Raw genomic sequence first — 21,452 nt, forward strand, 5'->3', positions numbered from 1 at the left:
TATGGAGGAAGAAATGTCCGAATTAGAGTCACGCATCAGATGTAAAAGTCTTCTCAGCAAAGTTGTTAAAGTTGAGGAAACTATCCAGTATTTTAAAGACGGAATGAACCTCGGCTGGTCAGGCTTCACCCCCGCAGGCTACCCCAAGGCTGTTCCGATAGCTCTGGCTGATCACGTTGAAAAGAACAACCTTCAGGGCAAACTGAGATTCAACCTCTTCATCGGCGCATCCGTCGGTGCGGAAACTGAAAACAGATGGGCTCAGCTTGACATGATAGACCGCAGATGGCCCTATCAGACAGGTAAAGACATCGCAAAAGGAATCAACGAAGGCCGCATCCGCATGGGCGACAAACACCTTTCTCTCTTCGCTCAGGACCTCGGATACGGATTCTATACTAAAGACACTCCCACAGGAAAACTTGACCTCGCTATCATCGAAGTTTCAGCTATCACTGAAGACGGCGGACTCGTTCCCACTTCTTCTTGCGGTGTTATCCCTGAAATCCTTATGATCTGCGACAAGGTTATCGTTGAGGTTAACACCGGCCAGCCCTCTTTCGAAGGCATGCACGACATCATCGTTCCCGGAACACCCCCCAACAGACAGGTTTTCAACATCACTAAAGCTGACAGCCGCATCGGTACAACTTACTGCCCTTGCGACCCCAATAAAATCATCGCCATCGTTGAGTCTAAACACCTCGACAAAGGCCGTGCGTTCGCTGAGCAGGATGACACTTCAGAAGCTATCGCAAACCACATCATGGATTTCTTCCAGTATGAAGTTAAATGCGGCAGACTTCCCAAAAACCTGCTCCCCATCCAGTCCGGCGTTGGTTCAATCGCTAACGCAGTTGTGGGCGGACTTGCAAAAGGCCCCTTCAGCAACCTTACCGTTTACACTGAAGTTCTTCAGGACACAATGCTTGACCTGTTCGACTCCGGTAAACTGGATGCCGCTTCTTCTTGCTCTCTGTCACTTTCAGAGAACCCCGGCTTCCCCAGATTTTTCGCTAACTTCGAAAAATATGCTCCGAAGATCACTCTTCGTCCCCTGTCAATCTCAAACGCTCCCGAGCCTATCCGCCGCTTAGGCTGTATAGCTATGAACACTCCCGTTGAGTTTGACATCTATGCACACGCTAACTCAACACTGGTTGGCGGTACAAGAATGATCAACGGTCTGGGCGGTTCCGGCGACTTCCTGAGAAACGCTTTCCTGTCTATCATGCACACTCCCTCAACCCGTCCCAGCAAGACAGACCCCCACGGTATCACTTGTGTGGTTCCCAAAGCGCCCCACATCGACCATACAGAGCACGACCTTGACGTTCTCGTTACAGAGCAGGGTCTTGCCGACCTCAGAGGTCTCGCACCCAAAGACAGAGCACAAATGCTCATCGACAAGTGCGTACACCCCGAGTACAAGCCGATCATGCAGGAATACTTCGACATGGCTAAGAAAGAGTGCCTGAGCAAAGGCATCGGCCACGAACCTCAGCTGTTCGACAGATGCTTCAAAATGCAGATGAACCTTGCAAAACACGGCACAATGAAGATCAAAGACTGGAACGTTCCGGATATAGTTTAATCGTTCTATCGTTAAAAAGGGAGCCCCGCCGTTTGTGCGGGGCTTTTTTTGTTTTTCATTCTCCTTTCCTGTCACTGTACATGAATGCTGACTGTACAAATATAGTCACTCTATTTGACAATTAGTTGAAAGTTGACTCATACAGCCTTCGGCTAGTGAGTGTCAGCGAAGAGTCTCAACAATACAGAGATTCTTCGTTTCACTCAGAATGACTTGTTATTGGATACTAAGATTCTCTTTCCCCGTGACTCTATTGGGCAATTATCATATGACGTTAGCTGTGCAATTGTAAAATTTACCCCTCCTTAAGAAATTATAGTATTGAAAAACTAATGATTTTGACTATTAATACCTTTGTGGTATGATATTTCAGAGGTGAATCCCATGAATCGTTTAAGAATGGCTGTTGGGGTGATTTCTTTCCTTCTTGCCGTATTCTGTCTTACTGCCCCCAGCTTTGCAGCCGAAAAGTTTGTTATAAATTATGATAAGAAACTGGATCTGACTGAAAATCCCGTTACTATTTCTCAGGACGGCTATCTGATCAAAATAGATATGAACCGCCCTGCAAAGCCTTTTGAGGAGCTTGTTCTGCGTGTTCATATCGACAAGGACGGAAAGCCTGTGAACATTTCTCAGGGCAGTGTTCTGTTTAATATGTCCATGGATATGGGGCTTTATAAATCCCCTTTGCAGAAGGCAAGCACAGGCTACACAGCGAAAGCTACCCTCCCAAAATGCATAATGGGCGGCAAAACCTGGTACGGTAAACTCTCCTTCGGTCATGAAGGCGCACAGATAGAAAAAGTCTTTCTCTTTAACATGAAGGATTAATGTGGAGGAGCTTTCCTATATAGGGTTTCTTACCCTTGGCTTCTCCGTGGGGTTTGGGCACTGTCTGGCAATGTGCCATCCGTTTGTTCTGTATATCTCAGGCCGTTTCGTTAAAGGCAAAAAGGGCTATGTGCCCCTGTTTCTTCCTCATCTCAAATATAATCTCGGCAGAATAACAACTTACAGCATTCTTGGACTTATAGCCGGACTTGCAGGAAGTGTTGTACAGGTTTTCGGCAACCTTATGGGCATACAGAAGGCGGCGGCGGTCATTGCCGGAGTATTTCTGGTGCTTTACGGTGTCTTTGCTTTTTCCGGTTATAATTTCATGAACAAGCTGGAGAGCAGGATAGGGCGGGTTGATGTGGGCGAACAGCTTAAGCGGTTTCAGCCGAAAACCCCTTATCTGACAGGCGTTGTTCTGGGACTGCTTCCCTGCGGCCCTCTTTACGGGGTCATAATTGCCTCTGCATCCTCCGCAGATGCTCTCAGAGGGCTTCTCTCAATGATGTTTTACGGCATAGGTACGATGGGAGCAATGCTCACAGCGGCAATATTCGGTAACTTCCTCATGGCTCGCCGTGGCTTTTTCAATGCACTTTCACTGGTTATAATGATTGTTATGGGAGTCTTTTTCATCTGGTCGGGATTCAGAATGTAGCTATTTTCCTATGCGCAGGGAATTGAACACCACCAGAAGACTGCTGATGCTCATAAGTGCGGCACTGGTCACAGGGTGTATCATCCCCGCCATTGCCAGAGGAACCATGATTATATTATACGAAAATGCCCAGAACAGGTTTTCTTTTATTACCCGCAATGTTTTAACCGATGTTTGATGCAGTGTGGTCAGAAGCCCAAGCTCATCACGCATAAGCACAATGTCTGAGCTTTCAATGGCTATATCCGTTCCCTGACCGATGGCAACTCCCACGTCTGCCGTTGTGAGGGCAGGGGCATCGTTTATACCGTCTCCCACCATAACGCATATTTTGTTATCTTTCTGATAGTGCTTAACTATATCCGCTTTTTGAAAAGGTGTGACGTCTGATACGAACTCAAGACCTTTTATGCCGAGCTTTTCCACCAGTTTTTCAGCCGCAGACCTGTTGTCGCCGGTTATTATGACAGCCTTAATGCCTTTTCCGCTCAGATATTTAAGAACGTCTGCCGCACTCTCTTTTATGCTGTCGGAAAGGGCTATCATTCCCGCATATTTGCCGTCAACCGCAACGCATGCCACAGTATGACCGGTATCCGGCACCTGAGGTAATGTCACGCCGCTTTCCGTCAGGAAAACTTTTGTGCCTACCATTACACTTTGACCGTCAACAACCCCGGTGACGCCTTTCCCAGGTATCTCGGAGAAGTCGGAAACAGACAGAAAATCATCCTGATAAGCTGAAGTTATGGCTTTTGCTATAAGGTGCGAGGAGTTTCTTTCCAAAGATGCCGCCAGAGCATGAAGACGGGTTTTGTCCTCTGCTATGATGTCCTCTATTTTTAGTGCGCCCTGAGTTATTGTGCCTGTCTTGTCGAACAGGAATACGTCAGCCTTGCTGTATCTCTCTATGATATCGCCGGATTTTGCAACTGCGCCCAGTCTGGTTATTTTTGAGGTGGCTATCAGTATTGCCAGAGGTGTTGCCAGTCCCAGTGCACAGGGGCAGGCGACCACAAGAACCGCCACAGCGGTCATTACAGACGCAAGTATTTGACCTGTGTAGATATACCATCCGATGAAAGTTGCGGCGGCAACTGCCAGAATGAAAGGCACGAACCATTCCACCACCTTGTCGGCTACGTTCTGTATCGATGCTTTGGACGACTGGGCATCCTCAACAGCCTGAACAATCTTTGAAAGGGTAGTTGTGGCTCCGACCTGTTCAACCTGAACAATTATACTGCCGTTGATGTTTATTGTTCCTGCGAAAACCTTGTCTCCGGCGGTTTTGTATTTCGGGTTTGCTTCTCCGGTGAGCATGGCTTCGTTTATCTCCGTACCGCCGCTGACTATTATTCCGTCAGCCGGAACGGAATCTCCCGGAAGAACTTCAAGAAAATTCCCTGAACGAACCTGCTTAACATGAACCATGACCGATTCATAGGGCTTTTCGGGCTGATAGTTTTCAATCAGACGCACCTGAGTGGGCTGGTATGTGAGCAGTTTTGACACCGCATTGGATGTTCTGACCTTTGCGCCCGCCTCAATGTAGCGTCCCAGAAGGATAAGTGCGATGATGTTGGCAGTGGTGTCGAAATATATCTCTTTGTCCATGAAAAGGGCGAAGATGCTGTAGACATAGGCTGTGAACGACCCCAGAAAAATGAGGGTGTCCATGGTGGTGTGGCCTCTGCGGATCGCCTGAAAAGAGCTTTTTATGAACGGCCAGCCGGAATAGAACATTACAGGGGTGCATAGAGCCCATGCCGTGTACTCAAAGAAGTCCTTGAGTCCGGCAGTGATCCCCTGAAAATAGCCCGCATAGAGGGCTACGGTATATATCATCAGCTGCATTGTGAAGAATGCGGCTATGGAAAATCTGTAGAAATAGTCCTTTTTCTCGTTTTCGTAGATGGTCTCTGTGGATGAACTGCTGATGGGAAGAGGGCAATAGCCGATGGATGTTATCCTGTCAATTATCTCGCCGAGGGTTATTTTTCCTTTTGTCCAGCGGATACGGGCTTTGTGGGTGGCGTAGTTCAGGCGAACGTACTCCACCCCTTCAGCCTTTGAAATATAGGTTTCTATAAGCCAGATACATGCGGCGCACCGCACGCCGCTGAGGGCAATATCGACCTCGTAGCCTGTTTCCGTCTCCTTTATAGTGTCGAAGAAAAGATCTTCGGACACTCTGGCAGCGGATACGGCTCCGGCCTCCCATTCACCCTCACGTTTAATGTAAAACCTGCTGAGCCCTTCGGATTGCAGTATCTTATAAGCTCCTGCACAGCCGTGGCAGCAGAACCAGACATCATGCCCGTCAATACGCTCCTGTATTGCCTGATTTCTGTTAACCTCAGAAAGACAATGGGCGCATTGAATTTTTTTGTCATTTGTCGTCGTCATCATCATCCATCATGCGGTATTTCGGGCCTTCCATGTCTTCAAATTCTCCCGTTTTGCCCGCCCACAGAAAAATGAGCAGAACTATCACTCCCAGAATCAGGGAGACGGGAATCATGATGTAGAGCGCACCCATCAGTTAGCGTATTTAAGAGCAAAAAGAAGGGGAATGCCTATCATCGTTATGAGGGATACGATCATTACAATTGTTCCGAGTTTCATAATAAAATCCTCCTTACGTCACTGATTGATATAAAAGTTCTTTCTGAGAGCAACTTCGTCCGATGCTACTTTCGCACGAAGCTCAAGAACATAATTGCCGTAACCGCTGGTGCTGAACTCAGCCTTATAGAGGCCGTTTGCGTCAGTCTGAGGAGCAAGTTCCGTCTGCTCCTGATTGGATGCAGGTCTGCCCACTGTGAATCTTTCGGGCACAAGCTGAACTCTGCCCGCATTTGCCACTGCGAACTCAATGAAAACCTTGTCGCCGTTCTTCTGCGCTTTGATGTTTTCAAGGGCAAGTCCGGCATCCTTTATTATCTTTTCGCTCTTGTCATACTCCAGCCCGGTTTCATATGGGCTTTCGGTGATCTTGCCGTCGAAATACTTCACGCCGAGGTATATGCAGGGCGCAATGGTGAGCAGGGCAATAAAGATAATTATGAGAGATACTTTCATTCAGTCACCTTTCTTTTCGCTTTTATGGGTCTGCGGAAACTGAACTCACTTTCGATGGGTTTCATCTCCGCATTATCCGATTTTGCCGACATTTTCAGAGACAATATGGGGAAATCTTCCAGTTCGTCCTCCTCAATGAAAAGGAACGCAGTGCGCTTGACTGTTTCCGCAGGCTTAACGCTGAAGGGCTTTTCGTATTGAAGCTCGTAATCGTCTGTGCCTTCCACGGAAATATCAAAAGTAAGTTCTTTATCGGAAATATTCTTTATTATCAGTTCATATGAGTTGATTATCCGGTCGTCCTTCTCTCTGGGCATAAACTGCTGGTTGGGGAGCACCTGAAACTCGAAAGGTTTTGTGGTGGCAGCCATCCAGACGAAAATGGAGAGGAACACCAGTGTAACGATTCCGGTTATCAGCACATTCACACGGAAAGGTTTTTTCTCTTTTTCGAATCCGTAAATGTAATGCACCAAACTGGGGTGCTCTTTTTTCTGCATTACCTTTGCGCAGGCTGTGATGCATCTGCCGCAGTTTATACAGGCGGAAACAAGCCCTTTGCGGATATCAAGCCCCACGGGGCAGGTCTTTACACAGGCGTTGCATTTGATGCATCTGTCCGCTGTCGCAGGGTCGAATGCCACTATCAGCGTGTTCTTGTCGAACATGATCGACTGTAGCTTTGAATAGGGGCATACGGTGGTGCAGAATTTATAACGGATGAGCACGAAGCTCAGGTAGGTTATGGCGGTTATGACTATGCAGAACCATGCAGTAACGGGGCTTAATGTCCCCGCCGCAAGGTCTCTGAAAAAGTCATACGGCGACACGAAGTAGAAAACTATTGTGACGCTTATCACTGTGCTGATCGCAAAAACAAGTATATGGCTTATGACCTTCTGAATGAGGGTCTGTTTTTTCCTGTCAAAGAACCACGTGAGGTTTATCATCACCGTGTGTGGGCAGAACCATCCGCACCATATGCGGCCGTAAAGCTGGGTAACGAGTATTCCGAGGAAAGTAATGAAAAATGTAAATATAAGTACGATAAAGAAATTTTCTATCCAGACGGATGTCCCGAAGAAAAAGAGACGAAGAGACGGTATGTCAAAACGCAGTGCACTCTGACCGTTTATCGTGATGAAAGGGAGAAGGATAAAAAGGGCAGTGTTGAAAAGCCTCACCGCCCATCTGTATCTTTGCAGATTAATCATCGTCGTCTTCCAGCATTCTGTATTTTGCCTTCTCAACTTCGTCTTTTCTCTTTTTAGAGTAGTAATAGAAGATGATCACGGCGAAGATTGCTGTCAGTGAGAGACCGTAGAAAAGAAAAGAATAAGCGCTTCCAATCATGTGAATCTCCTTGTGTTAAAAAGGAAAGGGAGCTGAAGCCCCCTTTCCGTATCAGATAGGTTTACTTGGGCTGAGTCTGCATTGCCTCTTCAAGGGCTTTTTCCTGGGTCCAGCCTGTGAAGGCGGGTGTGTAGGAATATGTGTAATAGATACCGAACACTATAAGTCCGATGAAGAGTATCAGCCATCCGAGGGGAAGTGCATTTTCCGTGTCTTCCCTTGTGAATTCTTCAAAATTATCGAATTCCTCTTTCATGTCTGCACCTCCGTCTTATTTAAGGCTGTTGATGTATGCAACAACAGACCAGATCTTCTCTTTGCTCAGCTGTCCTGCGAAAGCGGGCATTGCGCCTTCAAGACCGTTTGCAAGGGTTATGAAGGTATCGGCATCAGCTGCGCCTGTTTTGGCATAGTCAGAGATGGAACCGCCGATGTTGCCCTCTGCGTTCTGACCGTGGCAGCCTGCGCATTCAGCTTTATAGATAGCCTGACCTGCGGCAACAGCTTCAGCTTTGCCGGCAAAGGGGTTTGCTGCTTCAACGTTTGCAGGGTCGTAAACAATAGCCTCTTTCTTGGCTACGGAAGTTCCGATGACCTGCATATAGGCTACCATAGCGTCAAGCTGGGTTGCTTTTGCCAGTGCCGCTTCATCTTCGGGAGTGTAGGGGAAGCCGAGGGCTTTCATTCCCGCCAGAGTGCCTTTAACGTTGACAGGCTTATTTGCCAGCCATGTGTATTTAGGCATGTTTGACTTGGGGAAGAACGCCTGAGGGTTCATAAAGTGCTGAACATGCCACTCGTCGGGATATTTTCCGCCGATTCTCGCAAGGTCGGGGCCTGTACGCTTTGAGCCCCAGAGGAAGGGTCTGTCATAGGCAAATTCGCCTGCTTTAGAGTATTCGCCATACCTGAGAACGTCGGCCTTGAGGGGACGAACTGTCTGGGTGTGGCAGTTTACGCAGCCTTCCGCCTGATAGATATCACGGCCTGCCAGTTGGAGAGCTGTGAAGGGCTGAAGGTTGTCTGTTTTAGGGTGCATTCCCGCTGTAAACATGGGAACGAATACCGTAACTATTGTACCGATAAGCACTGTTACCGCAGCAACAACTGCGAACAGGACGGCTTTGCTGTAAAGTGAGTTTTCGTGATTGCTCATCTTGTGCCTCCCTACGCTGCCTGTTTGGCAAGGTCGTTGCCTTTTTTGATTGTCATGAGTACGTTATAAACGAAGAACAGCATACCCACAACGAATATCACACCGGCAACGGTTCTCATCTGCCAGTAGGGGTAGTTGCGGACGAGGGTTTCCATAAAGGTGTACTGAAGAGAGCCGTCTGCGGCTGTCATCTTCCACATAGCACCCTGCTGAATACCTGTGATCCACATTGTTATAGAGAACATAAGCTGACCGACAAGAACGATCCAGAAGTGGATGTTTGCCAGTTTTTCGCTGTAGATCTCGGTTTTATACATAGCGGGGATCATGTAGTACACTGATGCGCAGATAACCATTGTTACCCAGCCCATAGTACCCATGTGAACGTGTCCGGGAACCCAGTCTGTATAGTGGATCAGCGAGCTGATAACCCTGATACCCTGAGAGGGACCCTGAATGGTCTGAAGACCATAGAACGTTATACCCACGATGAAGAACTTTGTAAGATACTGAGTTCTCATCTTAGACCAGTCTCTGTCCACTGTGAAATAGCCGTTCACAACGGAACCCCACGACGGAGCGATGAGGAACAGAGTGAAGGCGATGCCCAGCGTCTGAATCCAGTCGGGCAGGGGAGTGTAAACAAGGTGGTGTGCGCCTGTCCAGAGATAAGCGAATATCAAAGACCAGAAGGAGATGATGGACAGTCTGTGGCTGTATATGGGCAGCCCGGTTGATTTGGGGAGGAAGTAGTAGAACATTGCCAGAATGGGCGTTGTGAAAAGGAAGCCCACGGCGTTGTGTCCGTACCACCACTCAACGTTCGCACTGTTTACGCCTGCGAAAAGGTGATAAGACTTTGTAAGTGTTGCGGGAATTGCAAGGTTGTTCACTATGTAGAGAATGGCGACCGTAATGATTGTCGCAATGATGTACCACAGGGATACATACATGTTTTTCTCTTTTCTGGTGAAAACGTTGCCGAGCACGTTAATTGCGAAAAGAACCCAGAGGATAACTATCGCAATGTCGATGGGCCACTCGAACTCCGCATATTCAAGAGACTGGTTCATACCTGCGAAGAGTGAAAGCGTAGCCAGAACCATGCCCACGTTGAAGAGCCAGAGATGGAAACGTGCCAGTTTGGGCAGAACAAGCGGTTTTTTCGTCAGTCTCATAACGAGATAGTAGAAAATACCGAATTCCGCACCGATGCCCAGACCGTATGCCAGAACATTGACGTGAAGGGTTCTGAGTCTGCCGTATGAGAAATACTCACCAAAATTAAGGTCAGCATTCCAAAGCTGGGCAGAAATCAGAAGACCCATCACAAGACCAATAACACCCCAGAAGATGGCAGAGAGAACGAATCCCTGCACAGTCTTGTAGTCATAATGAAACTCTTGGTTCATTCAGACCTCCTGCATTGATTTGGATTTTGTAAAAAGTTCGTTACCGTTAAAAAGGAACTCTTTTATCTTAGCCCTTTTCAGCCGTTCCTCGATTTCTCGCTGAATGTCGCCGAAAAGTCTGTTGATTTTGCAGATGGGCAGAAGCTGGCAGGCGGCGTGATCTGATGTGCAGGCGTTCACTTTTCCTGTGAACCCCATGCAGGACAGAATGTCGAACATGCTCGCCTCGGGTGTGGATTCGCTGATGGTGAGGCCGCCGTCTTTGCCTGTTTTGGTGACTATGAAGCCGCCGGATTTAAGTTTGTTGATTATTTTGACAACGATAGGGCGGGAGAGATAAAGGGATTTGCAGATCTCGTCTGTTTTAACCTGTCTGCCAACGGTCGCCAGGAACACAATTATGCGTATGGCGTAGTCTTCTTCACGCAGTATAAACGAATCCAATTGTATACCTCACAGGTAAACAATACCGCTTGTATATGTGCCTTGTCAACAAAAGATACAAAAAATATCTAAATAGTCCTATTGGGAATTTCTATCAAGCAGGAGCATGTCGCCGGATTCTTTCAGATTCCCAAAGGCTTTTGCGAGTCTGTCCATGATGAATTGATAACTGTTCTCATCATGATTTTTCACGCAGTCGGAGCAATCTTTGACATTTCCCCGCCATTTCGCATCGCCGCCGCAGTCTTTGAAAAAATAGAGAGGGCAGTAGCAGAAGAGGCAGTTTTGTCCTTCTAAACGATGGCAGGGGAAATATTCGCACTTGTCGTTGGTAAAATGCTTATAACTCAAAAAAATGCTCCGGACACTTCAATATCTAAGTGTAACACTCTTGATTCGTTTTTCCAGTGAAACTTAATATCTTTTCTTTTTAAATTTGTCTTTATTCTCTTTACTGTTTACTTCGTTCAGAACCTCGGTTGCGGTTGATTTTGCACTTTTTGAGCCGGAGTCACGCATAACCTTTGCAACCTTGACAGCTCGCTTGAGGTTGTCCTCATCACGTTTACCGATATTGCGCAGCGCCCAGCTTACCGCTTTGCGTACATAGTTTCTGCTGTCGTCGCATTCGTTAAGGATAAGTGTACAAAAACTGTCGATCTCCGCATCGGTGAGGGTCTCGTCTTTCGCCGCAAAATTTGCAATAAGTGCAAATCCGGCTCTTTTAACATATGTCTCGTTCTGAACAGCCCACTCATAGGCCTTCATTTTGCCTGTGGCTGTCTTGTATGCCAGATTTGTGCAGAAGTTGTCGCAGAGATCCCATGAGTTTATCTGCATGACCCATTTTTCGAGCAGGTCGTCGTCCATCTGGTTTTTGTCGGCTATGAAAGTTGCAAGTATCCTTGCCTCGTGCACTTCTGTTTCCCAAAGCTCAAGAGCAAGTGTGTGGTTCTTTCTAAGTGCCTTGCTCAGCTCTTTTATAGCGGCGAGTGGAACTCCGTATGCGTTGGTAACGTTCACTCCGGCCTTAGCCATCGCCTCTTTGGTCTCTTCAGAGCTTTTTTCTTTGAGCAGGGTAAGTATTTCGTCTTTTGTCATTTATTCATGTACCTCTTGAATGTAAGAAACAGGGTCGGGTGACCGCTTGCATATTTTATGAGTCTGTCGGCGGCAAAATCGAACAGTCTGCTGTCGATATCTTCGTCGATAAGTTCTTTGTAGTTCAGCAGTATATCTATGAAAACCGCTATTGGGCTGGGCATTGAATCGTCGAATGTGTCAACAACGGTTCTGTCTGTATCCAAATAGAGCAGACCGTCGTTCACGAAAAGCTCGTTTGCCCTTCGGATAAGTTTCACGGCCTCTGCAAGGAAGGCTCTCTCCTTTGTGATGCTGAGGAATGTCAGCAGAGTGTCTACGGTTTGGGCATAGTCTTCAAGGGTGACATGGCTCATTATGTCGCCGTGGTAGCCTATGCGGAAGAGGTTATCGTCCTCCATGTGGAAATGGCGCAGTTTGCCCAGCAGTGCTGTGGCCTGCTCCAGATAATACTCCCTGCCGGAAACCTCGAACATTTTAAGCAGTGCCTTACAGAAAAGCATGTTCTGTGAAAGTATTACCTTGGTGTCCTTCTGAGGCTTTTCACGGGTGTTTGTCTCTCTCAGCCGCTCAAAATACTGCTCCAGACGGATGTATCCCTCATAATCTGCGTCATTAATATTAATAACGCCTTCGTGAAGGGTGATTCTGCTGTCAACCTGCTCAGTGCTTCCGGAGGTGAAGAGATAATAATACCCTTCAATGAGTTTACCGTTGTCCGAAAGGCTGTCGGCATCCATTGCGGATATCAGCCCGAACTCGGTGCTGAACTCATTTAGTATGAAATCTATTGTCTTCTCTGCTATGCGGAAATAGAGCATATTGTCCGTACGTTCGTACATATCCAGAAGAAAAAGCGAGTTCTGGGCGTTGTCGTAAAGCATTTTTTCGAAGTGGGGCACTGTCCATTGCCTGTCCACGGCATATCTGAAAAATCCGCCGTTAACATGGTCGTAAATGCCAGACGTGCAGAGCTTGTCAGCCGTCAGATTAAGAAAATCACGGACGAAAAGGTCAGTGTCATAATATTCGAGCATGGCGTTCATAACGGGAGTGTTGGGGAACTTGGCATCTTTTCCCAGTCCGCCGAACTCCGTGTCGAACATTTTTGAAAAATCCTCTGACGCAGTATGGAAATCGAACAGTTCAAGATCGTCCATACGTTTGTCATAGGAGCTGAATTTCTGCATGAAAGCATCGAAATTATTGGCGAATTTTTCCGCCTCTTGCGGTGTTTCCCTGTAGAGCTTGCCCAGTTGAACCACTATCTCGCTGAATGCGGGGATTCCGTGGCGGGGCTTGGGGGGGAAATAGGTTCCGCCGAAAAAGGGTCTTCCGTCCGGCAGGGCAAAGATTGACAGCGGCCAGCCGCCCCTTTTACCTGTGGCATGGAGGTAGAACTGATATCTTTTGTCCACACCTGGAAATTCCTCACGGTCTATCTTTATGCATATGAAATATTTATTGAGTATCTCCGCCGCAACTTCGTTTTCGAAGGTTTCGTGTGCCATAACGTGGCACCAGTGGCAGGAAGAATAGCCGATGCTTATGAATATGGGCATATTAAGCTGTCTGGCTTTTTCAAAGACCTCGGGTGAGTATGCCTGCCACAGCACAGGGTTATTTTCGTGCTGTTTCAGGTAGAGGCTCTTCTGTTTGGAGAGTTCGTTCTGCATTAATCCACCATTTCTGTTTAATCAATAAAAACAATATAGGCTCAGGGAGGATAGGGCAAGTATTTTGTTTTTTTGAGTGGTTCGAAACGACAATAAGCATCCCGTCACTGCGAACGGATGTGAAGCAGTCTTCCAAGTGTAGCTGAACGTGGAAGTTCGCCACGTCGTGAGACTCCTCGCGAAGACGGTAAAGAGTCACTAATAAGGCTTGCGATGACATATAAAAGGGGCAGCCGAAGCTGCCCCTGCGATAAGAGAGGTATGGTTTTTTACCATAAAAAGGTTTTGCAAACGCTGTTTATAATCTGTCTTACGACCGGGAGACCTTATTTGTGCTTCTGTTTCGCCTTTTCAATTGCGTCAACAACTGCGATTGCGCCGAGGTTGACTATCTCGTTAACGTCGCTGCCCCTCTGAAGGACATGAACAGAGCTCTGGAATCCCTGAAGGATGGGGCCTATTGCGATTCCGCCGCCGAGTCTCCAGAGAAGTTTGTATGCACTGTTGCCCGCTTCAAGGTTGGGGAACACAAGCACTGATGCATCGCCCTTGATGTCGGAGAAGGGGAAAGCCTCTTCCGCAATGGGTCTGTAGAGTGCTGTGTCGGCCTGCATGTCGCCGTCGATTATCAGTTTAGGATACTTGTCTTTAACCTTTTTGATAGCCTCGACAATTTTTGTTGTTCTGGGCAGTTTCACAGAGCCGAAGTTTGTGAAGGAGATCATGGCAACTTTAGGCTCGATCTCGAACTTGGCGCATGTGTCCGCAGACTGCATGGCTATCTGAGCCAGAACTTCCGCATCGGGATCAATGTTGACCGTGGTGTCTGCACAGAGAACTATTCTGTCCTTGAACACCATGAAATATGCGCCTGAGGGGCTGGTGTAGCCTTCCTGCATGGGCATTATCTCAAGCAGGGGCTTGATTGCATCGGGATAGTTGCGTGAATATCCGTTAAGCAGACAGTCCGCATCGCCGCAGTAGACCATCATTGCCGCATAATAATCGCTGATGCGCACCAGACGTCTCTGAGCTTCGTCCAGTGTCATTCCTTTTCTCTGTCTCATCTCGTGGAGGATCTTCGCATATTTGTCCCTTGTGGGAGATATTGCGGGGTTGATGATCTCGCATTCGGAGATATCGATGTTGTGGCGTTCCGCCATTTCTCTGATAACATCCTCTTCGCCCAGCAGGATGGGTTTTGCGATTCCTTCCTCCACCATTTTCTGAGCGGCACGAAGAACTTTCTCATGTTTACCTTCGGGCAGAACCAGTCTTTTCGGTTTCTGTCTGGCAACGCTGATGATCTGTCTGGTGAACTCTTTTGCGAAGGAGAGTCTTGATTCCAGATAATCCTTATATTTATCAAAGTTGGGAATAGTTTTCTGAGCCACGCCGGTGTCGATGGCGGCCTTTGCAACAGCGGGTGCTACCCATGTAAGCACTCTGGGGTCAAAGGGTTTGGGGATGATATATTCGGGGCCGAACTCGATTCTGTCAACGCCGTATGCCTTGCAGACCGATTCCGGAACTTCCTGTCTGGCCAGTTGAGCCAGTGCGTGAACGGCGGCGAGCTTCATCTCTTCGTTGATCGCTTTGGCACGAACGTCCAGTGCGCCGCGGAAGATGAAGGGGAAGCCGAGAACGTTGTTAACCTGATTCGCATAGTCTGAGCGGCCTGTTGCCATGATGGCATCGCCTCTGACCTCAGCAACCTCTTCGGGAGTGATCTCCGGATCGGGGTTAGCCATAGCCATGATGATGGGGTTTCTGGCCATAGCCTTTACCATTGCTTTTGAAACGGCATCCTTCTGGGAAAGACCGAGGAAGATATCCGCTCCGTCCATGGCCTCTTCAAGGGTTCTTTTCTCGGTGACGAGTGCGAACTCCTCTTTATATTTGTTCATGCCCTCAGTGCGGCCTCTGTAGATGATACCTTTCGTGTCGCACATATAGATGTTTTCAAGTTTTGCACCGATAAGGAGCATCAGCTTGCCGATGGCGATACCTGCTGCGCCGGCACCGTTAACAACGATGACAACCTCTTCAATCTTCTTGCCGACTATTTCAAGGGCGTTTATGAGTGCCGCAACGGCGATGATGGCCGTTCCGTGCTGGTCGTCATGAAAAACGGGAATGTTGAGTCTCTCTTTCAGAGTCTCTTCGATATAAAAACAGTCGGGAGCTTTGATGTCCTCAAGGTTGATTCCGCCGAATGTGGGCTCCATCAGCTCGCATGCTTTTATGACGTCGTCAGGGTTTTTGGTGTTAAGCTCAATGTCGAAAACATCAACATCTGCAAATCTTTTGAAAAGAACGCCTTTTCCTTCCATAACGGGTTTTCCCGCCGCAGCGCCGATGTCGCCGAGACCCAGAACAGCTGTTCCGTTTGAAACCACAGCCACCAGATTACCTTTAGATGTATATTCATAAACCAGTTCAGGATTAGCTTCGATTTCAAGACAGGGCTGAGCAACCCCGGGGGTGTAGGCGAGAGAGAGGTCTCTCTGGGTGTAACACGCTTTAGTAGGAACTACCTCTATCTTTCCGCATCTCGGAAACTTATGATAGTCAAGCGCTTCTTCTTTTGTTATCGCTTTTCTGTTCTTCATATACAGTCCTCCGTCTTAAGTACATCCTGAGAATAAGGCATGTTAAACTATAAGTCAACTTAAAATGTAATGCTCTACTTTTTCAGGATTAAAAATTAAATTTGACCAAACAAAAAGTTAGTGAAATTGAAATAGAAATTATCGATTATGAAATCCAATATTTCAAATGAATTATTGGAATAGAAAATAGTATTAAAATAAACCATCTGTTTGATATAGGTATTTCAAATATGTCAATTGGCTTTATACAGGCCTTTAAATTAGCTTGATGTGAGATATGGATTATTATTATAGGAGTGACTATATGTGGTGTTTCTATACAATAGTAATCCTATGGATATGGGTTATATATTTTTCATATACCTGCTTTTGGGATGGTTTGGGAATGTAACTGAAATTTAACTTAAGTGGCTAAAAATTTATTTTGCCGATCTTAAGAAATTGAAATACTCCGCCCGAAGGTGTATAAATATGTCAGACTAATTTTAGCACTAAAGGTATTAATTGGATAACGGAAAACTGATCTTTAATTTCAAAGCATGGATGAAGCACGAACAGGGACTCTCGGACAACACCGTTGCCGCCTATGAATCCGACATATCCATTTATGCCGACTTCACTCAGAAATTGCTCTCCGACTGCTCTGCACAGGAGCTGATAGCCTTTATGACCCGCATGCGCAAAGAGGGGTACAGTATTGAAACTGTTCTCCGCAGGCTTTCGGGCATATCGGCATTCTATGATTTTCTCATTCAGGAACGGATAATCAAAACCAATCCGTGCGGGTTCATTTCCAAACCGTCAAAGTGGGATAAGCTTCCGGTGTTTCTTAATTTTGACGAAATAGACATGCTGCTGGACGCTCCGGATGTCAATACCGGCCTCGGATTCAGGGACAGAGTGATATTCGAGACTCTATATTCAACGGGAATGAGGATAAGCGAGCTGACGGGACTGAAGGTTGCCGAACTGGACATGAACCGTGAAATTATGCGGGTCACAGGGAAGGGCGGTAAGCAGCGTTTTGTGCCTATGTACAGCTCTCTGGCAGAGAAAATGAGGGCTTATCTGGGAGTGAGAAGAGATTATTTTGTTAAAGACAGGGATGAGGGCTGGCTTTTTCTCAGTAAAAACGGTAAACAATTGGACAGGGAGCTGGTTTTTATGCTTGTAAAGAAATATGCCGCTAAGGCCGGAATACAGAAGAACATTTCGCCGCACACACTGCGCCATTCGTTTGCCACTCATCTGCTGACAAACGGTGCGGATCTGCGCACCATACAGATTTTCCTTGGCCACTCAGATCTTTCCACAACCGAGCGTTACACCCATGTCACCGATGACAAGACCAGAAACGTGCTCCTTAACTGCCATCCGAGATTCCGCAAATGAAGAGGATAGCAGTCACACATAAAATGCCTGATTTCGATGCAATAGCAAGCGCATATGCCGCCTACAGGCTGTATGACCTTGATGCCATTGTCACAGCAACTTCATATGACACAGCGGTCAACGAATACGTTTCCACCCTTGAAACACCTTTGCCTATAGTAAGAATGAAGGAGAAGGATATCGAAAATATAGACTCCCTCGACCTTCTGGTGGTGACGGACTGCAAACTGGCAAACAGGCTTGAGCCTCTGGATGTGCTTCTTCCCAAAGCTAAAAAGACCATAGTGTTCGATCATCATCCCGCCCACGGACAGGATATCGAGGCGGACGAGATATATGTTGAGGAGATAGGCTCCTGTTCCGCTGTTCTTGTGCACAAAATGAAGGCGGCGGGGCTGACCCTTTCCCCCGAGGAAGCCACACTCATAATGACAGGAATTTATGAGGACACCGGAATGCTCACCTTCGGCAGTACGACAGTAAAGGATATGGAGGCTGCCGCATGGCTGCTTTCGTTCGGGGCGAATCTGCACGAGGTCAGCGATTACGTTAAGCGGGAACTGAGCCGTGACCATGTTTTTATCCTGAACGAGCTTCTGACCAATATGCATACGCTGACCATCGGTTCGGTGCGTGTTGGTGTTTCAAATGCAAGTAACGACAAATATATAGATGATATAGCTCATCTTGCGCATAAGATAATGGATATAGAGACTCTGGATGCGCTTTTCATTCTGGTGCGCACAGGCGACCGCATTGTTCTGGTGGGCAGAAGCCGCACGGACGATGTTGATGCGGCGGAGATTGCGGCATCTTTCGGCGGCGGCGGGCACTACACAGCGGCCAGTGCCGTCATAAAAGATCAGATGCTCCACGAGTGCGTAGCAAAGCTTGAGATGATCCTTTCCGAATCGGTTAAGCCTGCGAAAACAGCCAGAGACATAATGACATCACCCGTCAAAACCCTTGAAGCTGATGTAACCTTTGCCAGCGCAATAGATATCTTCATGAAGCATAACCTGAACATAATGCCGGTGGTGCAGGGTGCAGTTCCTGTGGGTATAGTGTCCAGAAGGGATATTTTGCAGGGGCTTAAGCACGGGCTGAACAACGAACCCGTGAGCTCCATCATGCAGGTTGAGTTCATGCGGATTCCTCCGGATATGCCTTATTACACCATCGAGGAGACCATGCTTGCGGGCAGTTATAAGATGGTGATGGTGACAGAGGATGAAAAACTTCTGGGTGTCATAACCCGTACCGACCTTCTGCGCCTTATTCATGATGAAATTGCCAAAATGCCGAAATTCAGCGACGGCAGACTTATGAAGGCGGAGAACAACAGGAACAAGAACATAACCGGAATGATAGAGAACATTCTGCCTGAGCGGGTTTTCAAAACCCTGCTGGACGTTGGCGCAATGGCCGATGAGCTTGGCTTCAAGTGCTATCTGGTGGGCGGAGTTGTTCGTGATATATTGCTCAGAAAAACCAATGAGGACATAGATATAGTCGTTGAGGGCAGTGCGCCTGAGTTTGCTAAATCCTTTGCCGACAGGCACGGGGCGAGGGCGGCAGTACATGCCAAATTCAAGACGGCGGTTGTCATCTTTCCCGACGGTTTCAGGGTGGATTTTGCCACCAGCCGCACGGAATATTACCATTTTCCGGCATCAGCGCCGATGGTTGAGGATGCTTCCATCAAAAACGACCTTTTCCGCAGGGATTTTTCCATAAACGCCATGGCCGTTAAGCTGAATAAGCGGGAGTTCGGCACACTTCTGGACTTTTTCGGCGGCCAGAGGGACTTGCAGGATAAAAAAATAAGGGTTCTGCACTCTTTAAGCTTTGTTGACGATCCTTCAAGGGCTTTGAGGGCTGTTCGTTTTGCCGTGCGGTTCGATTTCATGATAGGCCCCCACACCGACAGGCTTTTCAGACACGCTGTGAACCTTGACCTTTTCGAAAGGGTTCAGGGACAGCGGATGTTCTTAGAATTAAAGTACATTCTCAGTGAGAAGAACTATAAAAAAGCTCTGAGGATGATGCGCAAATATGACCTGCTGAAATTCTTTCATAAGGATCTGCGGCTGGACGAGCGCAAAGAGGCTCAGTTTGACAGTCTGGAGATGATTCTGGATTGGTACAGGTTCCAGTTTGACGAGGAGCCGGAACTTTATATCGCCAGAATGGCGGTTCTGTTCAGCGATCTGGAAAAATCGGCAGTGAAGGATATTCTTGAACGTTTTCAGCTGGATGAGCACAAGACACTTGAGCATTCGGAATGCTTTAAACAGGTGAAAGATTCTCTGGCATGGCTGAAACGGTCTAAAAAAATGCCTAATTCAGTCTTCACAAGACACATGAGCAGAATGGCCACGCCCTGTGCGCTGGCGGTTTCCGCACTGGTGGGCGAGATTTTTGAAAAGCAGGTAAAAGATTACTTCTCGGTTTACAGGTACGTTAAGCCGGATATCGGCGGAAACGACCTGCTTGCCATGAAAATTGAACCGAAAACTGAGTATTCTAACCTGCTTTCGGCTGTTAAGGATGCGAAAATAGACGGAAAATGCACTGACAGAGAGAGTCAGCTCCGGTTTGTTGCGGAACTGGCACTAAAAAACGGTGAAAAATGATAAAAAAGACACTGGAAGTCGCTAAAATTCTTGTTCCGTCCGTTGTCGGACACAAAGATACCCATATCCGGATGATAAATTCCGAATTTTCGGTGAACGTCAGCGTTCTGGGCGGGGCAATCACCATCGAGGGCAAGGCCGAAGATGTGCGTCTGGCGGCAAAGGTTCTTGAAGAGATGATAAAAATAGCCGCTGAGGACGATCTGGACACGTCAAAGACAGCGGATATAATCCGCATGGTCTCCGACAACACGGAAGATGCCTACGACATTATGAAGGACGGGATACCCGTCTCCGGCCGTGTTAAAAAGGTTGCGGCAAAATCCGCCATCCAGCGAGATTACGTGAACGCTATCCGCAACAACGACATGGTGTTCGGCATAGGTCCTGCGGGTACCGGCAAGACATATCTGGCCATGGCGATGGGTGTGCATTACTTTCTGCGCAGAAAATACGGAAAGATAATCCTGACCCGTCCGGCGGTGGAGGCAGGGGAGAACCTCGGATTCCTTCCCGGCGACATCAGCGACAAGATAAACCCCTATCTGCGGCCGCTCTATGACGCTATGTACAGCATGATGGACTACGGCAGGGTGAACGCCCTGATAGAGGACGGCATAATAGAGGTGGCTCCGCTGGCTTTTATGCGTGGGCGGACGCTGAACGATGCGTTCATAATCCTTGATGAGGCGCAGAACACCACCGAGGAGCAGATGAAAATGTTCCTTACCCGCATGGGTTTTCAGTCGAAGGTGGTCATTACGGGGGACATAACCCAGATAGACCTGCCCACGTCCAGAAACAGCGGTCTGGTGCAGGCTCGTAAAATTCTGGGGGATGTCAACGGTATAAAATTCGTACAGTTCACAGAGAAGGACGTTGTGCGCAACACTCTGGTGCAGAAGATAGTTCAGGCATACGATAAATTTCACGGAGATACACATTGAAAGCGGAAATACTTATAACGGACGAAGTTGAAAGCGGTCTTGCGGAGGAGCTTTTCAGGCAGGCGGCGGATGCTGTTTTTGAAGAACTGGAAATCGAGTTCGAAGAGTGCGAGGTCTCGCTTCTGATATGCGATGACGCTCAGATAAAAGAACTGAACAGGGAATACAGGCAGAAGGACTATGCCACCGACGTTCTGTCGTTCCCTATGACGGAAGACCCCTATACCGAAGGGGGTATGCTGGGCGACATCGTTATTTCCCTTGATACGGCCAAAAAACAGGCCTCAGAGGCCGATATTGCTCTTGAACGAGAGATCAGCTTTCTTTTCATCCACGGTCTGCTTCATCTGATGGGATTCGACCATGAGCTTGGGCAGGAGGAAGAGGAGGAGATGTTCACTCTTCAGGAGGAAATTTTACTTAAACTTGTTAAATCGGGAAAAGTGGCTTGATATTGTTCCATCGCCATGGTATTTAACCGAGAATGAGGCGGGATTTTCCTGCTGAAATAATTATTTTTAACTGAGGTAATATACACTTCAATGGACTC

20 protein-coding genes are annotated in these 21,452 nt (G+C 47.6%); 7 read left to right on the top strand and 13 right to left on the bottom strand.

Features of this window, described 5'->3' with window-relative positions:
• Window positions 1–13: 13 nt before the first annotated feature.
• The 3 genes from scpC to C8D98_RS07670 all read left to right on the top strand — a co-directional run bounded on the left by scpC (window position 14) and on the right by C8D98_RS07670 (window position 3,089).
• Complete coding sequence (scpC, locus tag C8D98_RS07660) at window positions 14–1,594, top strand: succinyl-CoA:acetate CoA-transferase ScpC (protein WP_132873543.1); 1,581 nt, start codon at window positions 14–16, stop codon at window positions 1,592–1,594.
• 384 nt (window positions 1,595–1,978) lie between these two features.
• The gene (locus tag C8D98_RS07665; RefSeq protein ID WP_132873544.1) at window positions 1,979–2,428 is read left to right on the top strand and encodes a hypothetical protein; all 450 of its coding nucleotides are present in this window, start codon (window positions 1,979–1,981) and stop codon (window positions 2,426–2,428) included.
• A gap of 1 nt (window position 2,429) precedes the next feature.
• Window positions 2,430–3,089 (top strand): sulfite exporter TauE/SafE family protein, encoded by a 660-nt coding sequence (locus C8D98_RS07670; RefSeq protein WP_132873545.1) that lies wholly within the window; start codon window positions 2,430–2,432, stop codon window positions 3,087–3,089.
• Here C8D98_RS07670 and C8D98_RS07675 read toward each other — a convergent pair whose 3' ends face one another.
• The 13 genes from C8D98_RS07675 to C8D98_RS13990 form a co-directional block, all read right to left on the bottom strand.
• Window positions 3,090–5,498, bottom strand: a complete 2,409-nt coding sequence (locus C8D98_RS07675; protein WP_165871235.1) for a heavy metal translocating P-type ATPase — start codon at window positions 5,496–5,498, stop codon at window positions 3,090–3,092.
• Window positions 5,482–5,631: a cbb3-type cytochrome oxidase assembly protein CcoS gene (gene ccoS / locus C8D98_RS07680; RefSeq protein WP_132873547.1), complete on the bottom strand. Its 150-nt coding sequence runs from the start codon at window positions 5,629–5,631 to the stop codon at window positions 5,482–5,484. Before ccoS ends, C8D98_RS07675 begins: the two co-directional genes overlap by 17 nt.
• A 104-nt stretch (window positions 5,632–5,735) precedes the next feature.
• Window positions 5,736–6,173: a FixH family protein gene (locus tag C8D98_RS07685; RefSeq protein ID WP_132873548.1), complete on the bottom strand. Its 438-nt coding sequence runs from the start codon at window positions 6,171–6,173 to the stop codon at window positions 5,736–5,738.
• A complete protein-coding gene (locus C8D98_RS07690; protein ID WP_132873549.1) occupies window positions 6,170–7,387 on the bottom strand; it encodes a 4Fe-4S dicluster domain-containing protein in 1,218 nt (405 codons plus the stop codon). Before C8D98_RS07690 ends, C8D98_RS07685 begins: the two co-directional genes overlap by 4 nt.
• Window positions 7,380–7,526 (bottom strand): CcoQ/FixQ family Cbb3-type cytochrome c oxidase assembly chaperone, encoded by a 147-nt coding sequence (locus tag C8D98_RS07695; protein WP_186434631.1) that lies wholly within the window; start codon window positions 7,524–7,526, stop codon window positions 7,380–7,382. Before C8D98_RS07695 ends, C8D98_RS07690 begins: the two co-directional genes overlap by 8 nt.
• A 61-nt stretch (window positions 7,527–7,587) precedes the next feature.
• Window positions 7,588–7,782 (bottom strand): cbb3-type cytochrome c oxidase N-terminal domain-containing protein, encoded by a 195-nt coding sequence (locus tag C8D98_RS07700; protein WP_132873550.1) that lies wholly within the window; start codon window positions 7,780–7,782, stop codon window positions 7,588–7,590.
• Window positions 7,783–7,797: 15 nt separating this feature from the next.
• Window positions 7,798–8,682, bottom strand: coding sequence for a cbb3-type cytochrome c oxidase subunit II (locus C8D98_RS07705; RefSeq protein ID WP_132873551.1), 885 nt, complete (start codon window positions 8,680–8,682; stop codon window positions 7,798–7,800).
• Window positions 8,683–8,693: 11 nt separating this feature from the next.
• The gene (locus C8D98_RS07710) at window positions 8,694–10,094 is read right to left on the bottom strand and encodes a cbb3-type cytochrome c oxidase subunit I (RefSeq protein ID WP_132873552.1); all 1,401 of its coding nucleotides are present in this window, start codon (window positions 10,092–10,094) and stop codon (window positions 8,694–8,696) included.
• Window positions 10,095–10,538, bottom strand: coding sequence for an RrF2 family transcriptional regulator (locus C8D98_RS07715; protein WP_132873553.1), 444 nt, complete (start codon window positions 10,536–10,538; stop codon window positions 10,095–10,097).
• Window positions 10,539–10,616: 78 nt separating this feature from the next.
• Complete coding sequence (locus C8D98_RS07720; RefSeq protein ID WP_132873554.1) at window positions 10,617–10,889, bottom strand: cysteine-rich small domain-containing protein; 273 nt, start codon at window positions 10,887–10,889, stop codon at window positions 10,617–10,619.
• A 63-nt stretch (window positions 10,890–10,952) separates the two neighbouring features.
• On the bottom strand, window positions 10,953–11,639 hold the full coding sequence (locus C8D98_RS07725; RefSeq protein ID WP_132873555.1) for a DNA alkylation repair protein: 687 nt from the start codon (window positions 11,637–11,639) through the stop codon (window positions 10,953–10,955).
• A complete protein-coding gene (locus C8D98_RS07730; RefSeq protein WP_132873556.1) occupies window positions 11,636–13,315 on the bottom strand; it encodes a thioredoxin domain-containing protein in 1,680 nt (559 codons plus the stop codon). Before C8D98_RS07730 ends, C8D98_RS07725 begins: the two co-directional genes overlap by 4 nt.
• 326 nt (window positions 13,316–13,641) lie before the next feature.
• On the bottom strand, window positions 13,642–15,927 hold the full coding sequence (locus C8D98_RS13990) for an NADP-dependent malic enzyme (protein ID WP_132873557.1): 2,286 nt from the start codon (window positions 15,925–15,927) through the stop codon (window positions 13,642–13,644).
• 504 nt (window positions 15,928–16,431) lie between these two features.
• Between C8D98_RS13990 and xerA the strand changes: the two genes are divergently transcribed.
• From xerA to ybeY, 4 genes are read left to right on the top strand one after another with little or no spacing between them, the layout of a single operon-like run.
• Complete coding sequence (gene xerA, locus C8D98_RS07740) at window positions 16,432–17,319, top strand: site-specific tyrosine recombinase/integron integrase (protein ID WP_132873558.1); 888 nt, start codon at window positions 16,432–16,434, stop codon at window positions 17,317–17,319.
• On the top strand, window positions 17,316–19,955 hold the full coding sequence (locus C8D98_RS07745) for a CBS domain-containing protein (RefSeq protein WP_132873559.1): 2,640 nt from the start codon (window positions 17,316–17,318) through the stop codon (window positions 19,953–19,955). The genes xerA and C8D98_RS07745 overlap by 4 nt, the downstream gene beginning before the upstream one ends.
• Window positions 19,952–20,902 (top strand): PhoH family protein, encoded by a 951-nt coding sequence (locus tag C8D98_RS07750; RefSeq protein ID WP_132873560.1) that lies wholly within the window; start codon window positions 19,952–19,954, stop codon window positions 20,900–20,902. Before C8D98_RS07745 ends, C8D98_RS07750 begins: the two co-directional genes overlap by 4 nt.
• Window positions 20,899–21,354 carry an rRNA maturation RNase YbeY gene (gene ybeY, locus C8D98_RS07755; RefSeq protein WP_132873561.1) on the top strand — a complete coding sequence of 152 codons (456 nt, stop codon included), beginning with the start codon at window positions 20,899–20,901 and terminating at the stop codon, window positions 21,352–21,354. The genes C8D98_RS07750 and ybeY overlap by 4 nt, the downstream gene beginning before the upstream one ends.
• Window positions 21,355–21,452 lie beyond the last annotated feature (98 nt).

Origin of the sequence: Seleniivibrio woodruffii, assembly GCF_004339245.1 — a bacterium.
GTDB classification, from domain to species: domain Bacteria; phylum Chrysiogenota; class Deferribacteres; order Deferribacterales; family Geovibrionaceae; genus Seleniivibrio; species Seleniivibrio woodruffii.

Bases quoted from the DNA above. Each gene is read 5' to 3' on its own strand.
- scpC (WP_132873543.1), top strand. From the start codon at position 14: ATGTCCGAATTAGAGTCACGCATCAGATGTAAAAGTCTTCTCAGCAAA.
- C8D98_RS07665 (WP_132873544.1), top strand. From the start codon at position 1,979: ATGAATCGTTTAAGAATGGCTGTTGGGGTGATTTCTTTCCTTCTTGCC.
- C8D98_RS07675 (WP_165871235.1), bottom strand. From the start codon at position 5,498: ATGACGACGACAAATGACAAAAAAATTCAATGCGCCCATTGTCTTTCT.
- ccoS (WP_132873547.1), bottom strand. From the start codon at position 5,631: ATGGGTGCGCTCTACATCATGATTCCCGTCTCCCTGATTCTGGGAGTG.
- C8D98_RS07685 (WP_132873548.1), bottom strand. From the start codon at position 6,173: ATGAAAGTATCTCTCATAATTATCTTTATTGCCCTGCTCACCATTGCG.
- C8D98_RS07690 (WP_132873549.1), bottom strand. From the start codon at position 7,387: ATGATTAATCTGCAAAGATACAGATGGGCGGTGAGGCTTTTCAACACT.
- C8D98_RS07695 (WP_186434631.1), bottom strand. From the start codon at position 7,526: ATGATTGGAAGCGCTTATTCTTTTCTTTTCTACGGTCTCTCACTGACA.
- C8D98_RS07700 (WP_132873550.1), bottom strand. From the start codon at position 7,782: ATGAAAGAGGAATTCGATAATTTTGAAGAATTCACAAGGGAAGACACG.
- C8D98_RS07705 (WP_132873551.1), bottom strand. From the start codon at position 8,682: ATGAGCAATCACGAAAACTCACTTTACAGCAAAGCCGTCCTGTTCGCA.
- C8D98_RS07710 (WP_132873552.1), bottom strand. From the start codon at position 10,094: ATGAACCAAGAGTTTCATTATGACTACAAGACTGTGCAGGGATTCGTT.
- C8D98_RS07725 (WP_132873555.1), bottom strand. From the start codon at position 11,639: ATGACAAAAGACGAAATACTTACCCTGCTCAAAGAAAAAAGCTCTGAA.
- C8D98_RS07730 (WP_132873556.1), bottom strand. From the start codon at position 13,315: ATGCAGAACGAACTCTCCAAACAGAAGAGCCTCTACCTGAAACAGCAC.
- C8D98_RS13990 (WP_132873557.1), bottom strand. From the start codon at position 15,927: ATGAAGAACAGAAAAGCGATAACAAAAGAAGAAGCGCTTGACTATCAT.
- C8D98_RS07745 (WP_132873559.1), top strand. From the start codon at position 17,316: ATGAAGAGGATAGCAGTCACACATAAAATGCCTGATTTCGATGCAATA.
- C8D98_RS07750 (WP_132873560.1), top strand. From the start codon at position 19,952: ATGATAAAAAAGACACTGGAAGTCGCTAAAATTCTTGTTCCGTCCGTT.